General features: G+C 51.0%; 19 protein-coding genes. 1 reads left to right on the forward strand and 18 read right to left on the reverse strand.

All coding sequences use genetic code 11. The annotated features are described in order from the left end of the window. Positions 1-5 precede the first annotated feature (5 nt). Both SELR_RS07715 and SELR_RS07720 read right to left on the reverse strand, forming a co-directional pair. Entirely contained in the window at positions 6-2,921 is a 2,916-nt protein-coding gene (locus SELR_RS07715) for an insulinase family protein (RefSeq protein ID WP_014424651.1), read from the reverse strand. 49 nt (positions 2,922-2,970) lie between these two features. Next, positions 2,971-3,951, reverse strand: coding sequence for a bifunctional heptose 7-phosphate kinase/heptose 1-phosphate adenyltransferase (locus SELR_RS07720; RefSeq protein ID WP_014424652.1), 981 nt, complete (start codon positions 3,949-3,951; stop codon positions 2,971-2,973). A 162-nt stretch (positions 3,952-4,113) separates the two neighbouring features. On the opposite strand from SELR_RS07720, the gene SELR_RS07725 reads away from it, so the two are divergent. Further along, entirely contained in the window at positions 4,114-4,467 is a 354-nt protein-coding gene (locus SELR_RS07725) for an ASCH domain-containing protein (protein ID WP_014424653.1), read from the forward strand. A 67-nt stretch (positions 4,468-4,534) separates the two neighbouring features. Here SELR_RS07725 and SELR_RS07730 read toward each other — a convergent pair whose 3' ends face one another. The 16 genes from SELR_RS07730 to alaS all read right to left on the reverse strand — a co-directional run bounded on the left by SELR_RS07730 (position 4,535) and on the right by alaS (position 18,728). Further along, on the reverse strand, positions 4,535-4,738 hold the full coding sequence (locus tag SELR_RS07730; RefSeq protein WP_014424654.1) for a hypothetical protein: 204 nt from the start codon (positions 4,736-4,738) through the stop codon (positions 4,535-4,537). A gap of 97 nt (positions 4,739-4,835) precedes the next feature. Then, on the reverse strand, positions 4,836-5,561 hold the full coding sequence (gene hisA / locus SELR_RS07735; RefSeq protein WP_041914334.1) for a 1-(5-phosphoribosyl)-5-[(5-phosphoribosylamino)methylideneamino]imidazole-4-carboxamide isomerase: 726 nt from the start codon (positions 5,559-5,561) through the stop codon (positions 4,836-4,838). 147 nt (positions 5,562-5,708) lie between these two features. After that, on the reverse strand, positions 5,709-6,323 hold the full coding sequence (gene hisH / locus SELR_RS07740; RefSeq protein ID WP_014424656.1) for an imidazole glycerol phosphate synthase subunit HisH: 615 nt from the start codon (positions 6,321-6,323) through the stop codon (positions 5,709-5,711). Positions 6,324-6,335: 12 nt separating this feature from the next. Continuing rightward, positions 6,336-6,923: an imidazoleglycerol-phosphate dehydratase HisB gene (gene hisB / locus SELR_RS07745; RefSeq protein WP_014424657.1), complete on the reverse strand. Its 588-nt coding sequence runs from the start codon at positions 6,921-6,923 to the stop codon at positions 6,336-6,338. Beyond that, positions 6,920-7,990: a histidinol-phosphate transaminase gene (gene hisC, locus SELR_RS07750; protein ID WP_014424658.1), complete on the reverse strand. Its 1,071-nt coding sequence runs from the start codon at positions 7,988-7,990 to the stop codon at positions 6,920-6,922. Before hisC ends, hisB begins: the two co-directional genes overlap by 4 nt. Further along, positions 7,990-9,330: a histidinol dehydrogenase gene (hisD, locus tag SELR_RS07755; protein ID WP_014424659.1), complete on the reverse strand. Its 1,341-nt coding sequence runs from the start codon at positions 9,328-9,330 to the stop codon at positions 7,990-7,992. Before hisD ends, hisC begins: the two co-directional genes overlap by 1 nt. After that, entirely contained in the window at positions 9,327-9,989 is a 663-nt protein-coding gene (gene hisG / locus SELR_RS07760; protein ID WP_014424660.1) for an ATP phosphoribosyltransferase, read from the reverse strand. The genes hisD and hisG overlap by 4 nt, the downstream gene beginning before the upstream one ends. A 55-nt stretch (positions 9,990-10,044) precedes the next feature. Continuing rightward, entirely contained in the window at positions 10,045-10,557 is a 513-nt protein-coding gene (locus tag SELR_RS07765; RefSeq protein ID WP_014424661.1) for an HD domain-containing protein, read from the reverse strand. Beyond that, positions 10,554-11,738 carry an ATP phosphoribosyltransferase regulatory subunit gene (hisZ, locus tag SELR_RS07770; protein ID WP_014424662.1) on the reverse strand — a complete coding sequence of 395 codons (1,185 nt, stop codon included), beginning with the start codon at positions 11,736-11,738 and terminating at the stop codon, positions 10,554-10,556. The genes SELR_RS07765 and hisZ overlap by 4 nt, the downstream gene beginning before the upstream one ends. A gap of 41 nt (positions 11,739-11,779) precedes the next feature. Beyond that, positions 11,780-12,082, reverse strand: coding sequence for a YerC/YecD family TrpR-related protein (locus SELR_RS07775; RefSeq protein WP_014424663.1), 303 nt, complete (start codon positions 12,080-12,082; stop codon positions 11,780-11,782). A gap of 289 nt (positions 12,083-12,371) precedes the next feature. Beyond that, positions 12,372-12,641, reverse strand: coding sequence for a twin-arginine translocation signal domain-containing protein (locus SELR_RS18860; RefSeq protein ID WP_014424664.1), 270 nt, complete (start codon positions 12,639-12,641; stop codon positions 12,372-12,374). 92 nt (positions 12,642-12,733) lie between these two features. After that, positions 12,734-13,435, reverse strand: a complete 702-nt coding sequence (locus SELR_RS07785; protein WP_014424665.1) for a M15 family metallopeptidase — start codon at positions 13,433-13,435, stop codon at positions 12,734-12,736. Positions 13,436-13,445: 10 nt separating this feature from the next. After that, the gene (locus tag SELR_RS19255) at positions 13,446-13,598 is read right to left on the reverse strand and encodes a hypothetical protein (RefSeq protein WP_014424666.1); all 153 of its coding nucleotides are present in this window, start codon (positions 13,596-13,598) and stop codon (positions 13,446-13,448) included. A gap of 28 nt (positions 13,599-13,626) precedes the next feature. Continuing rightward, positions 13,627-14,778: an MFS transporter gene (locus tag SELR_RS07790; RefSeq protein WP_014424667.1), complete on the reverse strand. Its 1,152-nt coding sequence runs from the start codon at positions 14,776-14,778 to the stop codon at positions 13,627-13,629. 168 nt (positions 14,779-14,946) lie between these two features. After that, the gene (locus SELR_RS07795; RefSeq protein ID WP_014424668.1) at positions 14,947-15,963 is read right to left on the reverse strand and encodes an HlyD family secretion protein; all 1,017 of its coding nucleotides are present in this window, start codon (positions 15,961-15,963) and stop codon (positions 14,947-14,949) included. 146 nt (positions 15,964-16,109) lie between these two features. Further along, positions 16,110-18,728, reverse strand: a complete 2,619-nt coding sequence (gene alaS, locus SELR_RS07800; protein WP_197537181.1) for an alanine--tRNA ligase — start codon at positions 18,726-18,728, stop codon at positions 16,110-16,112. Between the last annotated feature and the right edge of the window lie 40 nt (positions 18,729-18,768).

Here is an 18,768-nt window from a genome sequence, read left to right on the forward strand (position 1 = left end):
GATTTTTACAGTGCCGGCCGCACTTCGCCAAACACTTCTTTATGCGCATTGATCTTTTCCTGGCCACCGAAGACGCAAAGGACATTTTTCTTCATGCAGTCTTCTACCAGCTGAGAGAGTTTCTGCACATCGGCCTGACGGGTGTCGAGGATTTCATCCCGGGATTTCTGCCGGTCGGCTTCGGTAATACCCCGGAGCCAGCAGGTGGCAGCGGCACTGCCTTTCATCTGCGGTGTCAGCGGCGTGTCGATATTGCTCATGGTGCCGATGATATACTTGTCCATCTCCCGTTCGGAGGCGGCAAAATTCCGGAGATAATCTGCCGTGCCGTTGAAGACATCCAGGGTTTCCGTGAGATTCGGATCGCGGTAGGAGCCGAAATACATCATGCCGTTGCGGTTGAAGCTCGTGAAGGCTCCATAGGCCCCACCCTGGACACGGATTTTCGTCCAAAAGTAGTCATAGCGCAGGATGGTTTCCAGCACATGCATGGTGCCCGTGAACTTATGGCCCAGTTTCAGGAAGTTTGCGCCCTTGCCCACATACTGCACGCGGCTGGAAGAAGTGAGGCCCTCGTTAAGCGCCTGCAGATCCCAATGGTATTCCTGTGCAGGATAGATTTCCTGGCCCAGTTCCTGCTGGAACTTGTCGAACTCAGCCGCAAAGCCATCGTAATATGGAGCGCCATCCGTAACGCTGACAATCAGGTTATGCTGATTGAAGATCTTCTGTGCCAACTCGCTGAGTTTAGCGGCAATAGCGGGCAAATTGGCCGGGAAACCCGCCAGTAATTCCTTGATAAAGGGATAGAAAGGCAGACCGCCTTCATCGGCATAGCGGCCGGCTGGTGTCAGATAGCCTGCCAAGCGGGCGCTGACCACCTGATGGGCACTGCGCTGCAGATTAAGCTCAATGGTTGCCTGTTCCTGTTCCAGCAGCTCCCGGATGCGCTTTTCATCGCTGAATTTGCTGGTCATGAGGATTTCCTGCAGAAGTTCCAGTAACTGCGGCAGTTTTTCCCGCAGGACCTTGGCCTTGATCTTGAATTTCGGCGTATTGGAATCCGGCTCGTTATTGCGCGTATAGGTCACCATATCATAGGTAATGCCGCCGGTATGGAGGTTCTTGCGGTTGGCAAGTTCCGCATAAGTGCTCTGTTCCGTATCCACATTGCCGATAAGCTCACTCAGCAGGAAGGCATAGGCAATATCTTCCTGGGGCACTACCTGGGCATCAAAGAGCAGGCTCAGATAAACGATGCCATTGGTCTCAATATCGCTGAACAGCACCTTGGTACCGGCCAGATCCTTTTCTTCCAAAGGAAGTTCATAGGCCTTGCGGCGGATATCGCTGAGTTTCAGCAGCGGGATGGTCTTCAGGGCTTCTTCCGAATCCTCGCTCTGCTGACGCTTCTTCAACGCTTTGTTTTCCTCAATCAGCTGTTCGATTTCAGCGGCGCTCATGGATTTTTTGCGCTCGGCCAGCATATCAGCCTGTTTCTGCTCACGTTCTGCCGCCATCTTTTTGTCCGGTGACATGGTCAGCAGGGCTGCATGGGTATTGTTCAGGAAATAGCGGCGGATAAGGTCTTCGAAGTAACCATTCTGCAGGCCATCCTTCATGGCTTTGATGATGGGTTCATAGGCCAGAACTTTCTCCGGTTCTCCGTCATAAAGCCAGGTCTTCATGATGCGGATGCCATAGATCAGTCCCTTGGGGGCCGAGCCGAAGTCGGATTCCCGCAGGCGGAATTCCAGCAGGTTGATGGATGCTTCCAGCAGGGTGCGGTCAATGCCTTCCTCTGCCAGCTTTTGCAAGGTTTCACGAACAATGTTGTAGAATTTGTCCGCCCTATCTGCTTCGGAATTGCTGATGATGATGCTGAAGAAGGGCTGCAGGATATCCTCTTCAAAGGAAGAATCCACATCCTTGCCCAGCTGAGCATCAATCAGCGCCTTGCGCAGGGGAGCTGCCGGCGTCCGCAGCAGGGCATGCTCGAGGATTTCGAGCCCCATCATATCCGTAAGGTTCAGGGACTCGCCCACCACCCAGCTCAGGGACAGGAAGGACTTTTCTGCCGTGTCCTCATCGGGGCTGGCCGGATAATGGAGATCCTGCCGCTTCAGGCCAGTAAAAGCCTGCTGCTTTTCGATATGGGAATCGAGAGTGATGCGGTCAAAATGGGACAGATATTCCTTATTCAGATAAGCCAGTTTTTCCTCGATATCCATATCGCCATAGAGATAGATATAGCTGTTGGCCGGATGATAGTAGCGCTGATGGAAGTTCTTGAACATCTCATAGGTCAGCTGCGGAATGGCTTCCGGATCGCCGCCGGATTCATAGCCATATGTATTGTCCGGATAAAGGGCCGCCATCACCCTGCTTTCCAGCAGATCATCGGGGGCCGAGAGTGCGCCCTTCATTTCATTATAGACAACTCCACTATAGGTCAGCGGTGCCTGGGCATCATCAATCTCATAATGCCAGCCCTCCTGCATCAGGATCTGGGGATTTTCCAGCATGTTGGGATAGAATACCGCATCGAGATAAACATCCATCAGGTTTTGGAAGTCCTTGTCATTGCGGCTGGCCACCGGGTACATGGTCTTGTCCGGATAGGTCATAGCATTGAGGAAGGTATTCAGGGAACCCTTCACAAGCTCCACAAAGGGCTCCTTCAGAGGATATTTGCGGCTGCCGCAAAGGGTGGAATGCTCCACGATATGGGCGACACCGGTATCGTCAAAGGGCGGCGTGCGGAAGCTGATGGAAAACACCTTGTTATCGTCATCGTTCTGCAGGAAAAAGAGGCGGGCACCGCTCTTTTCATGTTCGAAAGTCCAGGCAACGGAGTTGGTCTCCTTGCTTTCACTGCGATTTATTACATTAAATCCATGAATATGGTCATTAACCTTCACAAAATCACTCCTGTACTGCAATTTGTTCTCAAAATATAATAATAGTATATCACTGAACGAGCAGACTCTCAAGTTCTTCGCGGGTAACCGCATAAGTACCCAGACGGGCCACAACCCGGCTGGCAGCCAGATTGGCCAGATATGCCCCCAGGGATACCGGCAGCCCCCCTGCCAGCGCCATACCGAAGACGGCCGTCACCGCATCGGTAGCACCTAAGACATCAAAGAGTTCCTGGGCTTTCGTGGGAATATGCACGGTTTCATTTTCCTGCACGAGGGCCATGCCCTTCTGTGAACGGGTAGCAATGATATTCTTGATATGGAATTTCCGCATCAGGTAGTGGCAGGCTTTTTCCACGGCCGCGTCCTCATTTTCAATGGGCTGCAAAAGCTGCTGATTGATACGCTTGAGGTTGGCAACCACATAATCCGCATTGCGGTAATTTACCCAGGATGAGGTGCTCATATCCACCACTACCGGTACGCCATGATTGTGGCACTTCTCGATGATCCAACTGCAAGAAGCATCGGTGCAGGCCCCATTGGCATGGTCTGAGATAATCACACAATCCAGGCTTTCGCTGAGCTTGTCGCCGATATACTGTTCATAGCGGGCCATATCCTGCAGATCAATGGCCTGCTTTGCCTCAAAATCCAGCCGGAACATCTGCTGATTACCGCTCATGATGCGCACCTTGGTGGTGGTGGGCCGGTTGGTGTAGATCAGGCCGCTGGCATCGATGCCATAGTGCTGGAATTTTTCCACCAGGCTCTCACAATGGGAATCCTCACCCACAAAGCCCGCTATACTGACCTTGCAGCCCAATACAGCCAAACTGTAGGCGATATTGGCACTGCCACCTAATTTCTCTGAGGATGACTGTACCCGGGTGATTGGTACCGGTGCCTCGCCAGATATACGGGTAACTTCCCCGTAATAATATTTATCCAGCATGATATCCCCCACCACCAAAACATTGCATTGTTCCGTCTTGGTGGCCAAAAATTCCCGTAAGCGCTGTCCGTCCATAATGCCGCCTCCTCATATTTTGTAACATATTCGTATATTCGCTAAGGAAAAGGAAAATCCTGCTATACAACTTTACATATAAGACCTATCAATACTGTAAAATTCATGTTATAATAAAAGACAAGGATTTATTATAAACAAACAGATAGGAGATGTTGCTTTATGATGGCCTTGAACTTTCAAGCTGCCAAGCATAAGAAAATGCTGATGGAACGCACGAAAAACTGCACCGTGCGTTTAGGGGATGTAAGCCAGCTTTATCCCGAAGGTTCCATCGTCTGGATTACCACCGGGGTAAAAGGTGAGCCGAAACACAAACTCTATCCTGCATATCTGGATAAAGTAAGGGTAAAAACCATGGGCACCCTGACTTCCAATGATTTAGGTCATCAGAATCCGGAAATCAATTCTCAGGAAGAACTGGTAGCAGATTTCGAGAAAATCTACAAGCGCCGTATCCTGATGGAAGATACCGTGACCGTAATCTATTTTACGGAAGTTCACGAAGATTTATAAAATTATTTTTGAAATAAAAAAGGAACCATTGCCTGAATAGGTATGGTTCCTTTTTTATATATGGAAATCAGTTTCTGATGGAAGCCAGAACATCAGAAGCATTCAGGTTATTAGCCGTCATGTATTCCGTCAGTTCTTTGAAGTCATCCTGAGCTTTCTTGGATTTCAGTTCAGTCAGCTGAGCTTTCAGCGCTTTGACTTCTTCCTGCTTCTTAGCAATTTTTGCTTCGATAGCATTGATCTTTTCGTCGTAATTTGCCTTTCTTGCCATTTTTATCTCTCCTTCAATAAAAATAAATTATCTGCTATCATTGTAGACAATAATAGCAGATTTGGCAAGTTTTTTTTGAGAAATTTTCCGAAAAATATCAGCTTTTGGCGATTTTGATTGCTTCCGGCAAATCCAAGGTTCCCATGTAAATGGATTTACCCGCGATTACACCTTCGATGCCAAAAGCTTCCTTTTCTTTTAAAGCCTTGATATCCTCCAAGGATTTTACCCCGCCGGAAGCGACAATCTTTACGCCGCTTTCCTGTGCCAGTTTAACGGTAGCTTCTACATTAACGCCACTTAACGTGCCATCCCGGGAAATATCCGTATAGATGATGGTCTTGACGCCGGCTTTTTTCATTTCCTTTGCCAGTTCAATCACACCGATATTGCCGGATTTCCCCCAGCCTTCCACGGCCACGATTCCATCTTTGGCATCAATGCCTACGACAATACGCTCTCCATATTTCGCACAGGCCTCTTTGACCAGTTCAGGATTTTTCACCGCTACGGAACCGAGAATAACCCGGGTAATTCCCAAGTTGAGCAGTTTATCAATCTGCTCCATGGTACGGATTCCCCCACCAAGCTCCGTAGGGATATTCACCGTTTTCAGGATTTCCTCAATAGCCGCCAGATTCTGCGAAGAACCAGCCAAAGCTCCATCTAAATCCACTAAGTGGAGATACTCAGCCCCCTGCTCCTGCCACTTAGCTGCCATAGCAGCCGGACTATCGGAAAACACCGTTTCCTGATTAAAGTCACCTTTCAGCAACCGAACACACTTACCCCCACGAATATCAATAGCCGGAAAAATAATCATACAATAATTCCCCCATCGTGCAAACTCGTCGCCCCGGCGCCCAAGGAAGGGCGCCCGTGGCCGTAAATCCCCGGATGGGATTTCAGGCCACAGTTTCTTTTGGTACTTTTCTTTGCTCCAAAGAAAAGTACATAACTACGCATTAACTTAAAGCCGACAAAAGTTTTCAATTATATGCAAACCAATATCTCCTGACTTTTCCGGATGAAACTGCGTAGCAAAGATATTATCCTTCTGCACCGAAGCAGTAAGTCGCTCCCCATAATCAGTAGCAGAGGTCACTACTGATTTATCTTCTGGCACCGCATGATAACTATGCACGAAATAAACATATTCCTTATCCTGCCCCAGCCCGGCAAATAAATCCTGCTCCCGTCGAGGCTCAGCAATATGCAGCCGATTCCATCCCATATGGGGAACTTTCAAGCCTTCTGCCTGAATTCTTTTCACCTGACCGGGAATCAGGCCTAAGCCTTTTGCCTCCGGCGATTCCTCGCTGCCAGCAAAGAGAATCTGCAGCCCCACGCAAATGCCCAACAGGGGCTTGCCAGCAGCCACTTCCTCTTTGAGCAAAGGAATCAGTCCGCTTTCTTCAAGGTTTTTCATGCAGTCGCCAAAGGCGCCCACGCCAGGCAGAACAAGTTTTTCCGCCGCCTTGATTTCCTCGGGATCATTGGTGATTTTTGCCTCTGCCCCTAATGCAGCAAAGGCTTTTTCCACACTAAATAAATTGCCTACACCATAATCAATTATCGCAATCATCAGCAGCCCTCCTTAGAGCATACCTTTCGTTGAAGGAACCCCCGTAACTTTCGGATCATTGCTTACGGCAATGCGCAGTGCATGTCCCAAAGCCTTGAAAATCGCTTCAATCTTATGATGGGTATTCGTGCCATAAAGAATTTTCACATGGAGCGTAATTCCCGCATGAACCGCAAAGGCACGCAAAAATTCTTCCGTAAGTTCCGTATCAAAACCGCCCACCATGGGTGCCATTTCTCCTCCATCATAGACCAGGAATGGCCGCCCGCTGATATCCAAGGTCACAAAGGCCAAAGCCTCATCCATGGGCAGATAGAACGTGCCATAACGGCAGATACCCTTCTTATCGCCAATGGCTTCCTTAAAGGCATCGCCCAAGGCAATGCCGATATCTTCCACGCTGTGATGACCGTCCACTTCCAGATCCCCGTCACAGCGCAATTCCAAATCCAGCAGGCCATGGGCCGTCATGAGATTCAGCATATGATCGAAAAAACCAATGCCGGAATCAACCACAGCCTTACCCGTGCCATCAAGATTCAAATTCAAGGCAATCTTTGTTTCGGCGGTTTCTCTTTTTATTGAAGCAACTCTGCTCATGCCCGTCCCTCCACAAAAGCTTTTATTTCATTGTACCAGGCATCATTTTCTTCCCGCAGGCCCATGGAAATGCGCAGACAGTTTTCCAGCCGCGGTGCCTTGCCAAAGCTGCGAACGCCGATGCCTTTTTCGGCAAGATATTCATTTAATTCTTCAGCTTTGGCGTATTTTATGAGAACAAAATTCGTTTCCGAAGGATAAACCGTTACCCCAGGCAATTTGTCCAATAAAGTCATCATACGTTTACGTTCCGCAATCATCATCTGGATGCGAGGCACATATTCATGACGCATCTGATAGACAATATCTGCCGTAACCAGGGACAAGACATTCATATGATAAGGCATATAGGACTTGTCAATCATTTCCACGATTTCCTTCGCGGCCAGCATATAACCCACACGGGCAGATGCCAAACCATAGGCTTTGGAGAAAGTCCTGGCCACGATCAGATGGGGATATTGGCTCAACAGGCTCATGGCTGTCTGGCCGTAAAATTCCATATATGCTTCATCAATCAACAGGGCACAATTGCCATGGATATTGGCGGCAATATACTCAATATCCGCCAGGCTATAGCCAGTGCCTGTGGGATTATTGGGATTGCAGATAACCGCCAAACCTGCCTTTTCGTCGTTGACAACCTGAACAAATTTTTCCTTATCCAGGGAATAATCCTCGTTGAGTTCCACGGCAATTCCCTGCGCCTGAGCAGCCTTGGCATAGATGCCATACATGGAAAAGGAAGGCACGGGATAGACGATTTTTTTCGCTTTGGTACCGCCAAAGCAGTAAAAGAGTTTTTCAATGATTTCACTGGAACCATTGCCCAGCAGAACATTTTCTTTCTGCAGATTGTGATTGTCGGCAATCTGTTCGCAGAGATAGTCGTATTCCTCATTGGGATAGCGGTTGAAGGCAACCCGGGAAAGGCGGCCCATCACTCGGTCTTCTACCATGGGCGGCAGATTCATATTGCATTCATTGGCGTTGACTTTTATATTCCAGTCCCGTTCCACCACATCATAGGATGGCATATCCTTCAGACCGGTACGGTATTTCAACATTAATTGTTCCTCCTCAAACGAATGGCATTGGCATGTGCCTGCAGGCCTTCGGATTCCGCCAGGCGGATGATATCCTCGCTGACTGCCGAGAGCGCCGGCTGGGTATAGGAAATCAGGCTCGTGCGCTTCATAAAGGTTTCCACGTTCAGCACGCTGTAATAGCGGGCTGTCCCCCCCGTGGGCAGAACATGGTTAGGCCCGGCAAAATAATCCCCCAGCGGTTCCGGGGAATAAGCGCCCAGGAACACAGCTCCCGCATGGCGCACATAGGGCAGCAGCTGGAAAGGTTCTTGGGTCAAAAGTTCCAGATGTTCCGGTGCAGAGGTATTGGCAAAGCGCAGAGCCTGCTGCATATTCTCCGCAATGACAATCAGGCCGTTCCGGTCCAAAGATGCCCGGGCGATTTCCTGACGGGGCAGTTTCTGCAGCTGGTTTTCCGCTTCAATCGCTACCTTACGAGCTAAAGTCTCGCTATCCGTAATCACAATGCTGGAAGCCAAGGGATCATGCTCGGCCTGGCTCAGCATATCTGCCGCCGTATAGACGGGATCTGCGCTTTCGTCGGCCACAATCAGGATTTCACTGGGACCGGCTAGCATATCGATGTCCACATGGCCATAGACTTCCTTCTTGGCCAAGGTTACGAAGATATTGCCCGGGCCTGTGATCTTGTCCACACGGGGGATGGTTTCCGTGCCAAAGGCCAGCGCCGCAATGGCCTGAGCGCCGCCAATCTTATAGATCTTCTTGACGCCAGCCAGCTTTGCCGCCACCAGCACATAGGGATTGATAGCGCCGTTCTTGGGCGGCACCATCATGATGATTTCGCCCACCCCTGCCACAGCTGCGGGCATGGCGTTCATGATCACGGAAGACGGGTAGGCCGCCGTGCCGCCGGGCACATAGATGCCAACCCTGTCCAAGGGAATCAGGGACTGCCCCAGGATGGAGCCCTGCTCCCGATAAGTCATCCAGGAATTGGGCTTCTGCTCCTCATGATAACGTCGTACATTCTCAGCCGCCCGCTTCAGAGATTCCACTACCTCAGGATCTGCCTGTTTTTCAGCGGCGGCAAATTCTTCTTCCGTCACCAGCAAATCCCGAATATCGCATTCAACCTTGTCAATCAATTTGGTATAGCGCAGAACGGCTTTATCGCCCTCAAAGCGCACATCCCGCACGATCTGGGCTACCAATTCCGCCGCCGTCATATCCTTGCCAAAGGTCACCTTATTGGCTTCCCGGATTTTGGGGCTCAGTTCCACTTCATCAAAGGCAGGTTTCTGCAACATTTTATTGATGGCTGCCTCGCCTAATTCACTTGCTTTGACTATCTTCATTTTGCTGCCTCCGCTTCTAAGACTTTCCGCAATTCTTCCACCAAAGTATGAATCCGGTCAAATTTCAATTTGAAGCTTACCCGGTTGGCAATAAGCCTTGCCGTAGCTTCCTGGATGGAGACGATTTCCTCCAAATCGTTTTCCCGCAGGGTGGTGCCCGTTTCCACGATATCCACGATACTCTCGGAAAGCCCCACAATAGGCCCTAATTCGATGGAACCATTAAGCTTGATATACTCCATCTGCATGCCGTGCTGACGGAAGAATTTTTCCGCAATGCGGGGGAATTTCGTAGCCACTCTCGTATGGTTATAATCCATAAGCTTGGCCCGCTTCTCGGCCTTGGGCACCGCCATCATCAGATGGCATTTGCCAAAGCCCATATCGAGCAGCTCATAGACATCTTTTTCCGCCTCGATAAGCACATCCTTGCCGATGATGCCGATATCGGCTGCGCCATATTCCACATAGGTGGGCACATCGGCGGTCTTGGACACGATGAATTTGATTTTCTTTTCCTCATTGGTGATGATGAGTTTCCGGGATTTATCGGAAAGGCCTTCGGCGGTATAGCCAATCTTGGCCAGTAAATCTGCCGACAGGCCAAAGAGTTTTCCCTTTGGCAGGGCAATCGTAAGATACTCCATTTCAGACTTCATACACAAGCCTCCAATTCTATCCTTTGACTGACTGGTCAAACTGACCGGTCAGATGTCAGTTCAGTTCGTCCGCCGCCCGCAATAGCTTCAATTCCGGCGGTTCATTTTTCTGCTCCAAGGCATGATGGTAGCGGATGATTTCCGCCTCCTGCACCATGCCAATACGTTTCAATTTATCCGCACCTATCTGTGCGTGGTTATAGGAAATATACATGATATGTCCTAGATATCCTGTACCTTTACGCGCTAATTTTTTTGCCAATTCCGGGAGAAAATGCTTCAACAGCACTGCCCATACCTTGCCGAAAACATCCATATCTCCCTGCTGCTTGCCTACATCATGAAGCAGGGCGGATCGCAGAAGCAAACTTTTGTCTCCTGCAGGCTGTTTTTCCCATAATTCCAGGGCGGTACGGGCTACATGCAAGGCGTGATACTGGTCTGCCGGGTGCATGGCGTAGAAAAGCTCCTGGGCCGCGGGTGGCAGGTTCTCTGCCAGCCATTTTTTATCCGTTGCCGTAATGTGCGCCGTAATGGCCAGAAAAAATTGCCTGATGCGTTGTATCATTGTATGTATTCCAAAGCAGCGTAATTTTTCTGCTGTTGGCTGTCTTTCGCCGCTGCTTCTGTCTGGCTGCTAACAGCCAGTTCCACCGACTTGCCTTCTGCCCGCAAAGCAGCAGCCCGCTCAATGGCCTGCGTTTCCTTCCCTGCAGCATAACCCACATAGATATCACGGGGCAGACTGTGCATAGGCAGCTGCTGCCGTTCAATGGCCAGCAGGATGCGTTCAATGCCTAAGGCAAAACCCGTAGCCGGGCAGGCCGTGCCGAAATCTGCCAGCAGATGGTCATAGCGGCCGCCGCCACAGAGGGGATAACCCAGCCCCGGCGCATAGACTTCAAAGACCATGCCGGTATAATAGCTGAAATCCCGGATGATGCCCAGGTCAAAGCGCACATACTGTTCGACTTTGTAGGCCTTCAGCAGGCGGTAGATTTCTGCCAGATTATCCAAAGCCCGGCGGCTCTGCTCATTGAGGGCCAAATCGTAAGCTTCCTTCAGCAGTTCTTCCCCGCCATTCAGCAGCGGCAGTTTCTTCAAGACCGTCTTGGCATTTTCCGGCAGATTCAGAGCATCCACCAGTTCATTGAGTTCCACCAGATTGCGGCGCTCCATGGCTGCTTTCAGGTTGTCCTGTTCCTCTTTACTCAGGCGATACTGATTGAGGATGCCCGTCAGGAATTCCACCTGCCCCAGGCAGACGGTGAATTCCGTAAGGCCGGAACGCAGGAGACCTGTGACGGCCAGCGCCACCACTTCTGCATCAGTTGCAGGACTGCCAGGGCCCATGAGCTCCACCCCTGCCTGATAGAATTCACACTGGCGTCCTGCCTGCGTCTGTTCATAGCGGAACACGCTGCTGATATAGGAAAGTTTCAAGGGCAGCGGGCTGTCCTGCAGACGGGTACTGACCAGACGGGCGATGGGAGTAGTCATTTCGTGGCGCAGGGCCAATGTCTGATTTGACTTGTCAAACAGCTTGAACAGATGATCCCCGATATTCTTGCCGCCTCCCAGGCTCAGCGTATCCAGATACTCAATGGAAGGCGTAACCACTTCTTCATAACCCCACTGGGCGAAGAGCTCTGCCAGACGGGTTTCCACCACCCGCTTGCCTGCTGCCTCAGCGGGCAGGAAATCCCTGGTGCCATACGGGATTTTCAGTAAACTGCAATCTTTTTCCATGAACACTACTCCCCTCAATTATTTCTGAACGTAATTTTCAATCATTCTGCGTTGTCTGCCGGCAACCGATCCAGCACAATCTTATAGCCGTCAGCGCCGTAGTTCAGACAGCGCTTCACCCGGCTGATGGTAGCGGTGCTGGCACCGGTACGGGCCACGATATCATCGTAGATATGGCCGCCCTGCAGCATCCGGGCTACTTCGAGTCGCTGAGACAGGGCCTTGAGCTCACTGATGGTGCAGATGTCCTCGAAGAACTGATAGCATTCTTCCAGGGATTCCAAGGATAAAATGGCCTTAAAGAGCATATCATTCTGTGCATCACGCAGTTTAGGATTAACCACTTGTTCTCCTCCTCACTTTACTTTTTATCTTTAATCCTTTAGTTTGCGAAATTATGTCACTCATTATAGCATAACCGTAAACAAAAAAAAAGCCCTAGAAAGATTTTTCCTTTTTCTAAAGCTTTTTGTTTCATAATGTGATGTTTAAAAATACATTTATACTCTCATTGTGGATTTTATTTCCTCTCTTCATCGAGGCGATATCCCCCAACCTTTTCTGACGCAGGAGTGCTCTTATAACATGCTGACATAGCTGCGTTTTTCAGCAGGAATTTTATCCCAGACGATTTCATTGGCAGCAATCTGCTTTTTCAGCCCCCAGGCTGCAGCGATACCTGCCGCTTCGCCAATGCGGGCCACCGCCCGCCACACACACATCCACGGCGAACAACACGGGAATCTCCTTGCCGGCATAGGTCATAGTACCGCCAGACTTGCGGGCGGCCTCCACGGTAACTGCCCCGCCAATAGCGCCTTCTGCCAGAACCCCCACGGTGGCCATGCCTGCCATTTTCATAAAATCACGGCGGGATATCGGAATCAAAAAAGATTTTTCCATACTACGAATGTCCTCGGATAAAACAGAATAATACACTTTACCTGCTCAGAGCTGCACCTTCAGTCCATGCAATCAGTCAGGGTTGCTGACGCTCATTTTGGGGAAGCATGCTCCGGAACGGCTGCCGTCATATATTCCTCGAAAGTCATGCCCCTGCGGCAGATTTCCTTAGCCACATCTTTCCCTACATAACGAAAATGCCATGGTTCGTAACTGTAACCGGTAATGCTTTCCTTCCCCTGTGGATAACGCAGTATGAATCCATAATCAGCCAACAAAGGGTGTATCCTGGCAAAGATATCTTTTTGGGCTATCATCTCGTCGTTATCATCGACAACCTTACCATCCACTACCAAACAGATATCCACCGCCAACCCGGTATGATGCTCGGAATAACCGGGGACAGCTACATATTTTTTAACATAGTCCTCTCCATATTTTTGGGTAAATTCCTTCACGATCTCCTGCTGTCGGGCTACACTCCGATAAATGGAATCCATCTCAATCTGAATACCTTGCTTCAACAAAGCTTCCCGCAATTGAACAAAATGAGCATATGTGTCGCGCTCAATCTGGAATTCGCGCCCCATGGAATTCTTCACCGTCACCAAAGGTACCTTGGCTTCATAATCAGCGGGAAGTTTGTGCGTCTTATTCACCAAGACAAGATAATCTATGCCACTTGCCTGTTTGGCTTCTGCCACCCAAACATGGTTTGTACTCCATGTCGGCATAATTGGATTCAGCGCACACGCAGACAGCATGGCGATAAGGATTTTTTTGCTTTTGAACATTTTTTCCTCCTCAATTGTTTCCATTATTTTCCCTGATTATTTCGCCATATTTGCCGTCATTTCCTGCCCCCCAGCCAATCATCATGCCATCCTCTCTAGCCAGGATTCCATAGGATAATCTGGCATCTTCTGTTACCTCTCTGCCAAACCAGTCTGGTGGCACAAAAGATTACTACTCCTTCAGATATTTACTAACGCCGCAGGCGTGGCACCATCGCCGCCACTAGAATATCCACACCCAAAAGTGCTGCGAGAACCAGAAAAGCTCCTGAAAAGCCAAAATGCTCGTGCAGGTAACCAAAGGATGCGGATATGACCATCGCCCCCACACCGGTTGCCACTGTGATAGCCGCCGTAACCGTCGCCGTGCGTCCACCGGCAAAATCTGCCACATAGGTCAGCACATTGGGATAGACGCCGCCGCAAAAGAAGCCGCAGACAAATACGACAATAAAGGCCAACAGTTCCTGCGTCAGCACAGCCAACAAGGCCAGGGTCAAAGCCGCGCCCAACGGGACGATATAGATAAGCCGGCTGCGGTAATCCGCCAGGAAAGCACAGAGGAAGCGCGACGGAATCATGGCCAGCCAGAATAGCGATAAGGCCAGATAGCCACGGGAGGAATTCATTGTATCCTGCATGAAACTGTTCAGGAAAAAGCACAGGCCATTTTCCACCCCGACATAGATGAACATAATGATGCACAGCAAGGCTGCGCCCTTGTAATAGATGCCGCCTTCAGCTTTGGCCAGTTCAGCAGGCGATGATTCTTCCCGGGGAGCAAAACTCGTTTTGGCCAGGCCAACGGTAAGGACAAGAAAGATGAGCGCGCTCAGGGCAAAGAAGGTCCGCCAGCCCCAGGGCGTTTCCAGGGAAGCGCCCACCACCAACGGCGCTATGACAGCACCAAGGGCAAACATGGCGGTGATATAGCCCATGCGGCGATTGCGGGTAAGGGGATAGGCATCCTGCATCCCGGCAATGGCTACATACTGCACGATGCTGCAGGCAAAGCCCAGCACAAAGATGCCCAGAGCAAAAATCAGGGAATTGGTGGCCAATAGGATAATGGCTGCCGATATCACCCGGCAGGCTGTAAACACCACCAACATGATCTGCTTGCCAATCTTATCGGCCAAAGCACCGAGCAGCAACGGTGCAATCATGGTGGCAAACAGCTCCACGGCAGCCAACATTCCCTGCTGACCGATCGACAGATCAAATTCCTGCCCCACATAGAGCAGAGACGCCTGATAACCGCCTGTCTCGAAACCATTCATGAAAATGGACAACAGGAATAATACGGATAAATCATTTTTCGCCCAAAAACTCAATCTTTCCATAGTCCCCCCCTCTAATCTTTCGGCTGTTCAAGCGGCAATCCCTTTTTGATATAATTTGCCATCCGTTTCATTATTCCTGTCCACAGGACAAAAATATTCCGAGAACGACAAAACGAGCGCCGGATCAAAAATATCCAACGCTCGCTTTTATATCATAGCAATATATACTTAATTCCCTAATGGGAAGGTGATCTTTCCCGGCATTCCCGACTTGATGACAAATTCCGGCTCCGCAGGCAGGGAAATCTTGACTGTCGTCAAGCTGTTTGCCTGATCAGAATCTGCTTCATCAGCTTCCGGCACAACTATATCCTGTACGGTACCTTGAAGTTTATGTCCATCCAATTCGTAATTGACAAATTCCCCTAAGCGTACGTTAGCTGCCTGATTTTCGGTCAGTTTAGCCTCAAGCCAGGCATCATTGCTGGCCTGGATGCGTGCCACTTCCTGATCCGTCTTTAACTCACTGTCAGCGGCAATGCCATCAGCCAGACTCACCACGCCAGTGGCAGTGGCTACAATCTCCTTGACCTGCTGGTCGCTTTTGGCATTGGCTAGGGCAGCTTCTGCCTGTTTGACCTGCAATTCCGCCTGTTTCAAAACTTCAGGGCTGGTGGGAATCACCGTGGTCTGAGCAGGTGCTGGAGCCGCAGCAGGCGCCGAGCTGGCAGCAGCCTTGGCTGCGGCATAGGCGGCCGCTGCCTCATCCCGCTTGGCCGCACTGATAGCCCCCATATTGAACAGCTCATTCATGCGCTGCATCCGGGCATAGGCATCAGCAGCCCGGCGCTGTGCACCACTGTCAACCGTTGGCGCCGCTGTCGGAACCTGAGGTTGTGCCACCGTAGTTCCCTTTTGCAGCTGGGCAAAACTTTGCTGGGCCAGCTGCACATTCTGTTCCAGCTGGGCGATATCCTGATCGGTAATCTTGGATTCCACCCGGGCAATCACAGCGCCTTCTTCCACATAGTCGCCATCCTGCACCAGAACTTCCGTAATCTTGCCCTCACCTTTGGCCGTGATAACCGCTTCATTTCCTACCACCGACGCATCGCTTATCGTAAAGCTGCGCTGACTATGCTGGTAGAAATACAAGCCGCCGCCAGCCAAAGCTGCCAGAGCAATCAAGCCGATCAAGCCAAAGCGGATAAAATTCTTGGCTTTTTCTGTAATATCTACTTCCATCTATATCCCCCCTGGGATTATGAGTTTACATCACTTTCAGACTATCCAAAGGCCCGGCGTAACCATTTCTGGAGCGTTTGACGCGCAGCGTCTCAGCGCAAGAAATGGTTATGCCGGGCCTTGATTAGCCTAACTTAGTATATCGCTTAGCCCAGCTGAGCTTTAATGACTTCCACAGCCTTATCAAATGCCTGGGGCAGTGCCTCTGCATTCTTGCCGCCTGCCTGAGCCATATCCGGGCGGCCGCCGCCGCCGCCACCGACAACTGCGGCAGCTTCTTTGATGATCTTGCCGGCATGGATGCCCTTGGCATTGGCTTCCTTCGTAGCCTTGACCACCAGATTTACCTTGCCATCATTAGCGCAAGCCAGTACCACAACACTCGGGGTATCCAGCTTGGAGCTGGTCATATCGGCCACTTCACGGAGCTCGTCCATGCTGCCGGCATTGGTCTTGCCGCAAACCACGTTGACGCCGTTCACTTCCTGCAGACCGGCAATGAGCTTAGCCGCATCGGCCTTGTCACGCATAGCAGCCACTTCGTCCAGCTGCTTCTGTATGGCCTTCATTTCGCCCTGTACCTTTGCAATCTGAGCCGGTACATCCTCTTCCTTGGTCTTGAGCTTAGATGCAGCTTCGGCAAGGATAGCCATCTTGCCATTTGCATAGTCCAGAGCAGCCTTGCCTGTGATGGCCTCGATACGGCGTACGCCGGAAGCTACGCCACTTTCGCTGACAATCTTGAACATGCCGATCTGACCGACGTTAGCCACATGGGAGCCACCGCAGAGTTCCATGGAGAAATCAGGAACTTTGACCACGCGTACCACATCGCCGTATTTTTCGGAGAACAGGGCCATGGCACCGGCTTCTTTGGCTTCATCCAGGCTCATATGAGAAATTTCCACATCCTGACCTTTGAGGATCTCATTATTCACCAGCTCTTCCACATCAGCCAGCTGCTGAGCCGTCACCGGTTCAAAGTTGGTGAAGTCAAAGCGCAAGCGTTCCGGTGTAACGGAAGAACCAGCCTGGCTGATCTGGTCGCCCACGACCTTCTTGAGGGCAGCCTGCAACAGATGGGTAGCCGTATGGTTGCGGGCGGAAGCCAGTTTCTGTGCCTTGTTCACAGCAATCTGCACTTCGTCGCCGACTTTCAGCTGGCCTTCTTCCACATAGGCCACATGGTAAACCGTGCCATCCGGCAGCTTCTTGGCGTTGCTGACGCTGATATGGCCCAGTTCGGAGGTCAGGATACCTTCGTCACCAACCTGTCCGCCGCCTTCTGCGTAGAACGGCGTGGTCGTAAGGATTACGCCAGCTTCCTGGCCATCAGTGATTTCATCCACCAGCTTGCCATCCTGCCAGATAGCCACAACTTTGGCAGCCGTAGCCTTTTCATCTACCGTCAGCTTGCTGACGTCAATGGAGGACAGGTCAGGCACAGCCACACGGGTATTTTCAGCACGGGCGTTACGGGCGCGGGTGCGCTGCTCATCCATGGCCTTGTCAAAGCCTTCCTTGTCCAGTTCCAAACCATTTTCGTGGAGGATTTCCTCCGTGAGTTCCCAGGGGAAACCGAAGGTATCGTAGAGGCGGAACGTAACTTCGCCATCCAGAGCCGTCTTGCCAGCAGCCTTGACCTTTTCGATCTCAGCGCCCAAAAGTTCCATACCCTGATTGAGGGTGGCAGCAAAGCGGTCTTCTTCGAGGCTGATGACCTTCTTGATGTAGTCAGCCTTGTTGACCAGTTCTTCGAAGTCCTTGGCACCACGATAGATTTCCACAGCAGCATTGACCGCACCTTCCAGGAACTTGTCCTTGATGCCCAGCATGCGGCCATGACGGATGGCACGGCGCAGGATACGGCGCAGCACATAGCCGCGGCCTTCGTTGGAGGGCAGGATACCATCCATGATCATGATGGCCATGGAACGGGCATGGTCGGCGATAACCTTCAGGGAGATATCCTTTTCCGCATCTTCGCCATAGGTCACGCCAGCAACGCCAGCAGCGTATTCGATAATCGGGAACAGCAGGTCCGTCTCGAAGTTGGTCTTCTTTTCCTGGACGACGGAAGCCAGACGCTCGAGGCCGCAACCCGTATCGATGTTCTTATGGGCCAGGTTCTTGTAGGAACCATCTTCCTGCTTGTCGTACTGGGTGAACACCAGGTTCCAGATTTCCAGATAACGGTCGCAGTCACAGCCCACAGCGCAATCCGGGCTGCCGCAGCCGCGTTCCTCGCCCAGGTCGATGTAGATTTCGGAGTCCGGACCGCAGGGGCCAGGGCCGATTTCCCAGAAGTTGTCGTCCATCTTGACGATATGATCCTGGGGGAAGCCCGGCTGAGACTTCCAAATCTCGATGGCTTCATCATCATCGGGGTAAACCGTTACCCAGAGTTTGTCTTTCGGCAGTTCCACCACTTCCGTCAGGAATTCCCAGGCCCAGGGAATAGCTTCGCCCTTGAAGTAATCGCCAAAGGAGAAATTGCCCAGCATTTCGAAGAAAGTCTGATGGCGGGCAGTGCGGCCTACGTTCTCGATATCGCCGGTACGCACGCAGCGCTGGCTCGTGGTCACACGCGTACGGGGCGGTTTCATCTTGCCCGTGAAGAACGGCTTCAGCGGCGCCATACCGGCACCAATCAAAAGCAGCGTCGGATCATCCTGTGGAATCAGGGAGAAACTGGGCAGGCGTAAATGCCCCTTCTTTTCTGCAAAGAACTGCAAATAAGCTTCGCGCAGTTCGTTACCACTCATATACTTCAAACAAATCTACCCCCATTAGGTATATTTTTGC

It is taken from the genome of Selenomonas ruminantium subsp. lactilytica TAM6421 (genome assembly GCF_000284095.1).
Lineage (GTDB): Bacteria > Bacillota > Negativicutes > Selenomonadales > Selenomonadaceae > Selenomonas_A > Selenomonas_A lactilytica.

Coding starts and splice junctions, on each gene's coding strand:
- hisG (WP_014424660.1), bottom strand. CDS start 9,989: ATGAAGTCTGAAATGGAGTATCTTACGATTGCCCTGCCAAAGGGAAAA.
- SELR_RS18860 (WP_014424664.1), bottom strand. CDS start 12,641: ATGGAAAAATCTTTTTTGATTCCGATATCCCGCCGTGATTTTATGAAA.
- hisB (WP_014424657.1), bottom strand. CDS start 6,923: ATGAGCAGAGTTGCTTCAATAAAAAGAGAAACCGCCGAAACAAAGATT.
- hisZ (WP_014424662.1), bottom strand. CDS start 11,738: ATGGAAAAAGATTGCAGTTTACTGAAAATCCCGTATGGCACCAGGGAT.
- alaS (WP_197537181.1), bottom strand. CDS start 18,728: ATGAGTGGTAACGAACTGCGCGAAGCTTATTTGCAGTTCTTTGCAGAA.
- SELR_RS07790 (WP_014424667.1), bottom strand. CDS start 14,778: ATGGAAAGATTGAGTTTTTGGGCGAAAAATGATTTATCCGTATTATTC.
- SELR_RS07720 (WP_014424652.1), bottom strand. CDS start 3,951: ATGGACGGACAGCGCTTACGGGAATTTTTGGCCACCAAGACGGAACAA.
- SELR_RS07785 (WP_014424665.1), bottom strand. CDS start 13,435: ATGTTCAAAAGCAAAAAAATCCTTATCGCCATGCTGTCTGCGTGTGCG.
- hisH (WP_014424656.1), bottom strand. CDS start 6,323: ATGATTGCGATAATTGATTATGGTGTAGGCAATTTATTTAGTGTGGAA.
- SELR_RS07795 (WP_014424668.1), bottom strand. CDS start 15,963: ATGGAAGTAGATATTACAGAAAAAGCCAAGAATTTTATCCGCTTTGGC.
- hisA (WP_041914334.1), bottom strand. CDS start 5,561: ATGATTATTTTTCCGGCTATTGATATTCGTGGGGGTAAGTGTGTTCGG.
- SELR_RS07765 (WP_014424661.1), bottom strand. CDS start 10,557: ATGATACAACGCATCAGGCAATTTTTTCTGGCCATTACGGCGCACATT.
- hisC (WP_014424658.1), bottom strand. CDS start 7,990: ATGTTGAAATACCGTACCGGTCTGAAGGATATGCCATCCTATGATGTG.
- SELR_RS07725 (WP_014424653.1), top strand. CDS start 4,114: ATGATGGCCTTGAACTTTCAAGCTGCCAAGCATAAGAAAATGCTGATG.
- SELR_RS07730 (WP_014424654.1), bottom strand. CDS start 4,738: ATGGCAAGAAAGGCAAATTACGACGAAAAGATCAATGCTATCGAAGCA.
- hisD (WP_014424659.1), bottom strand. CDS start 9,330: ATGAAGATAGTCAAAGCAAGTGAATTAGGCGAGGCAGCCATCAATAAA.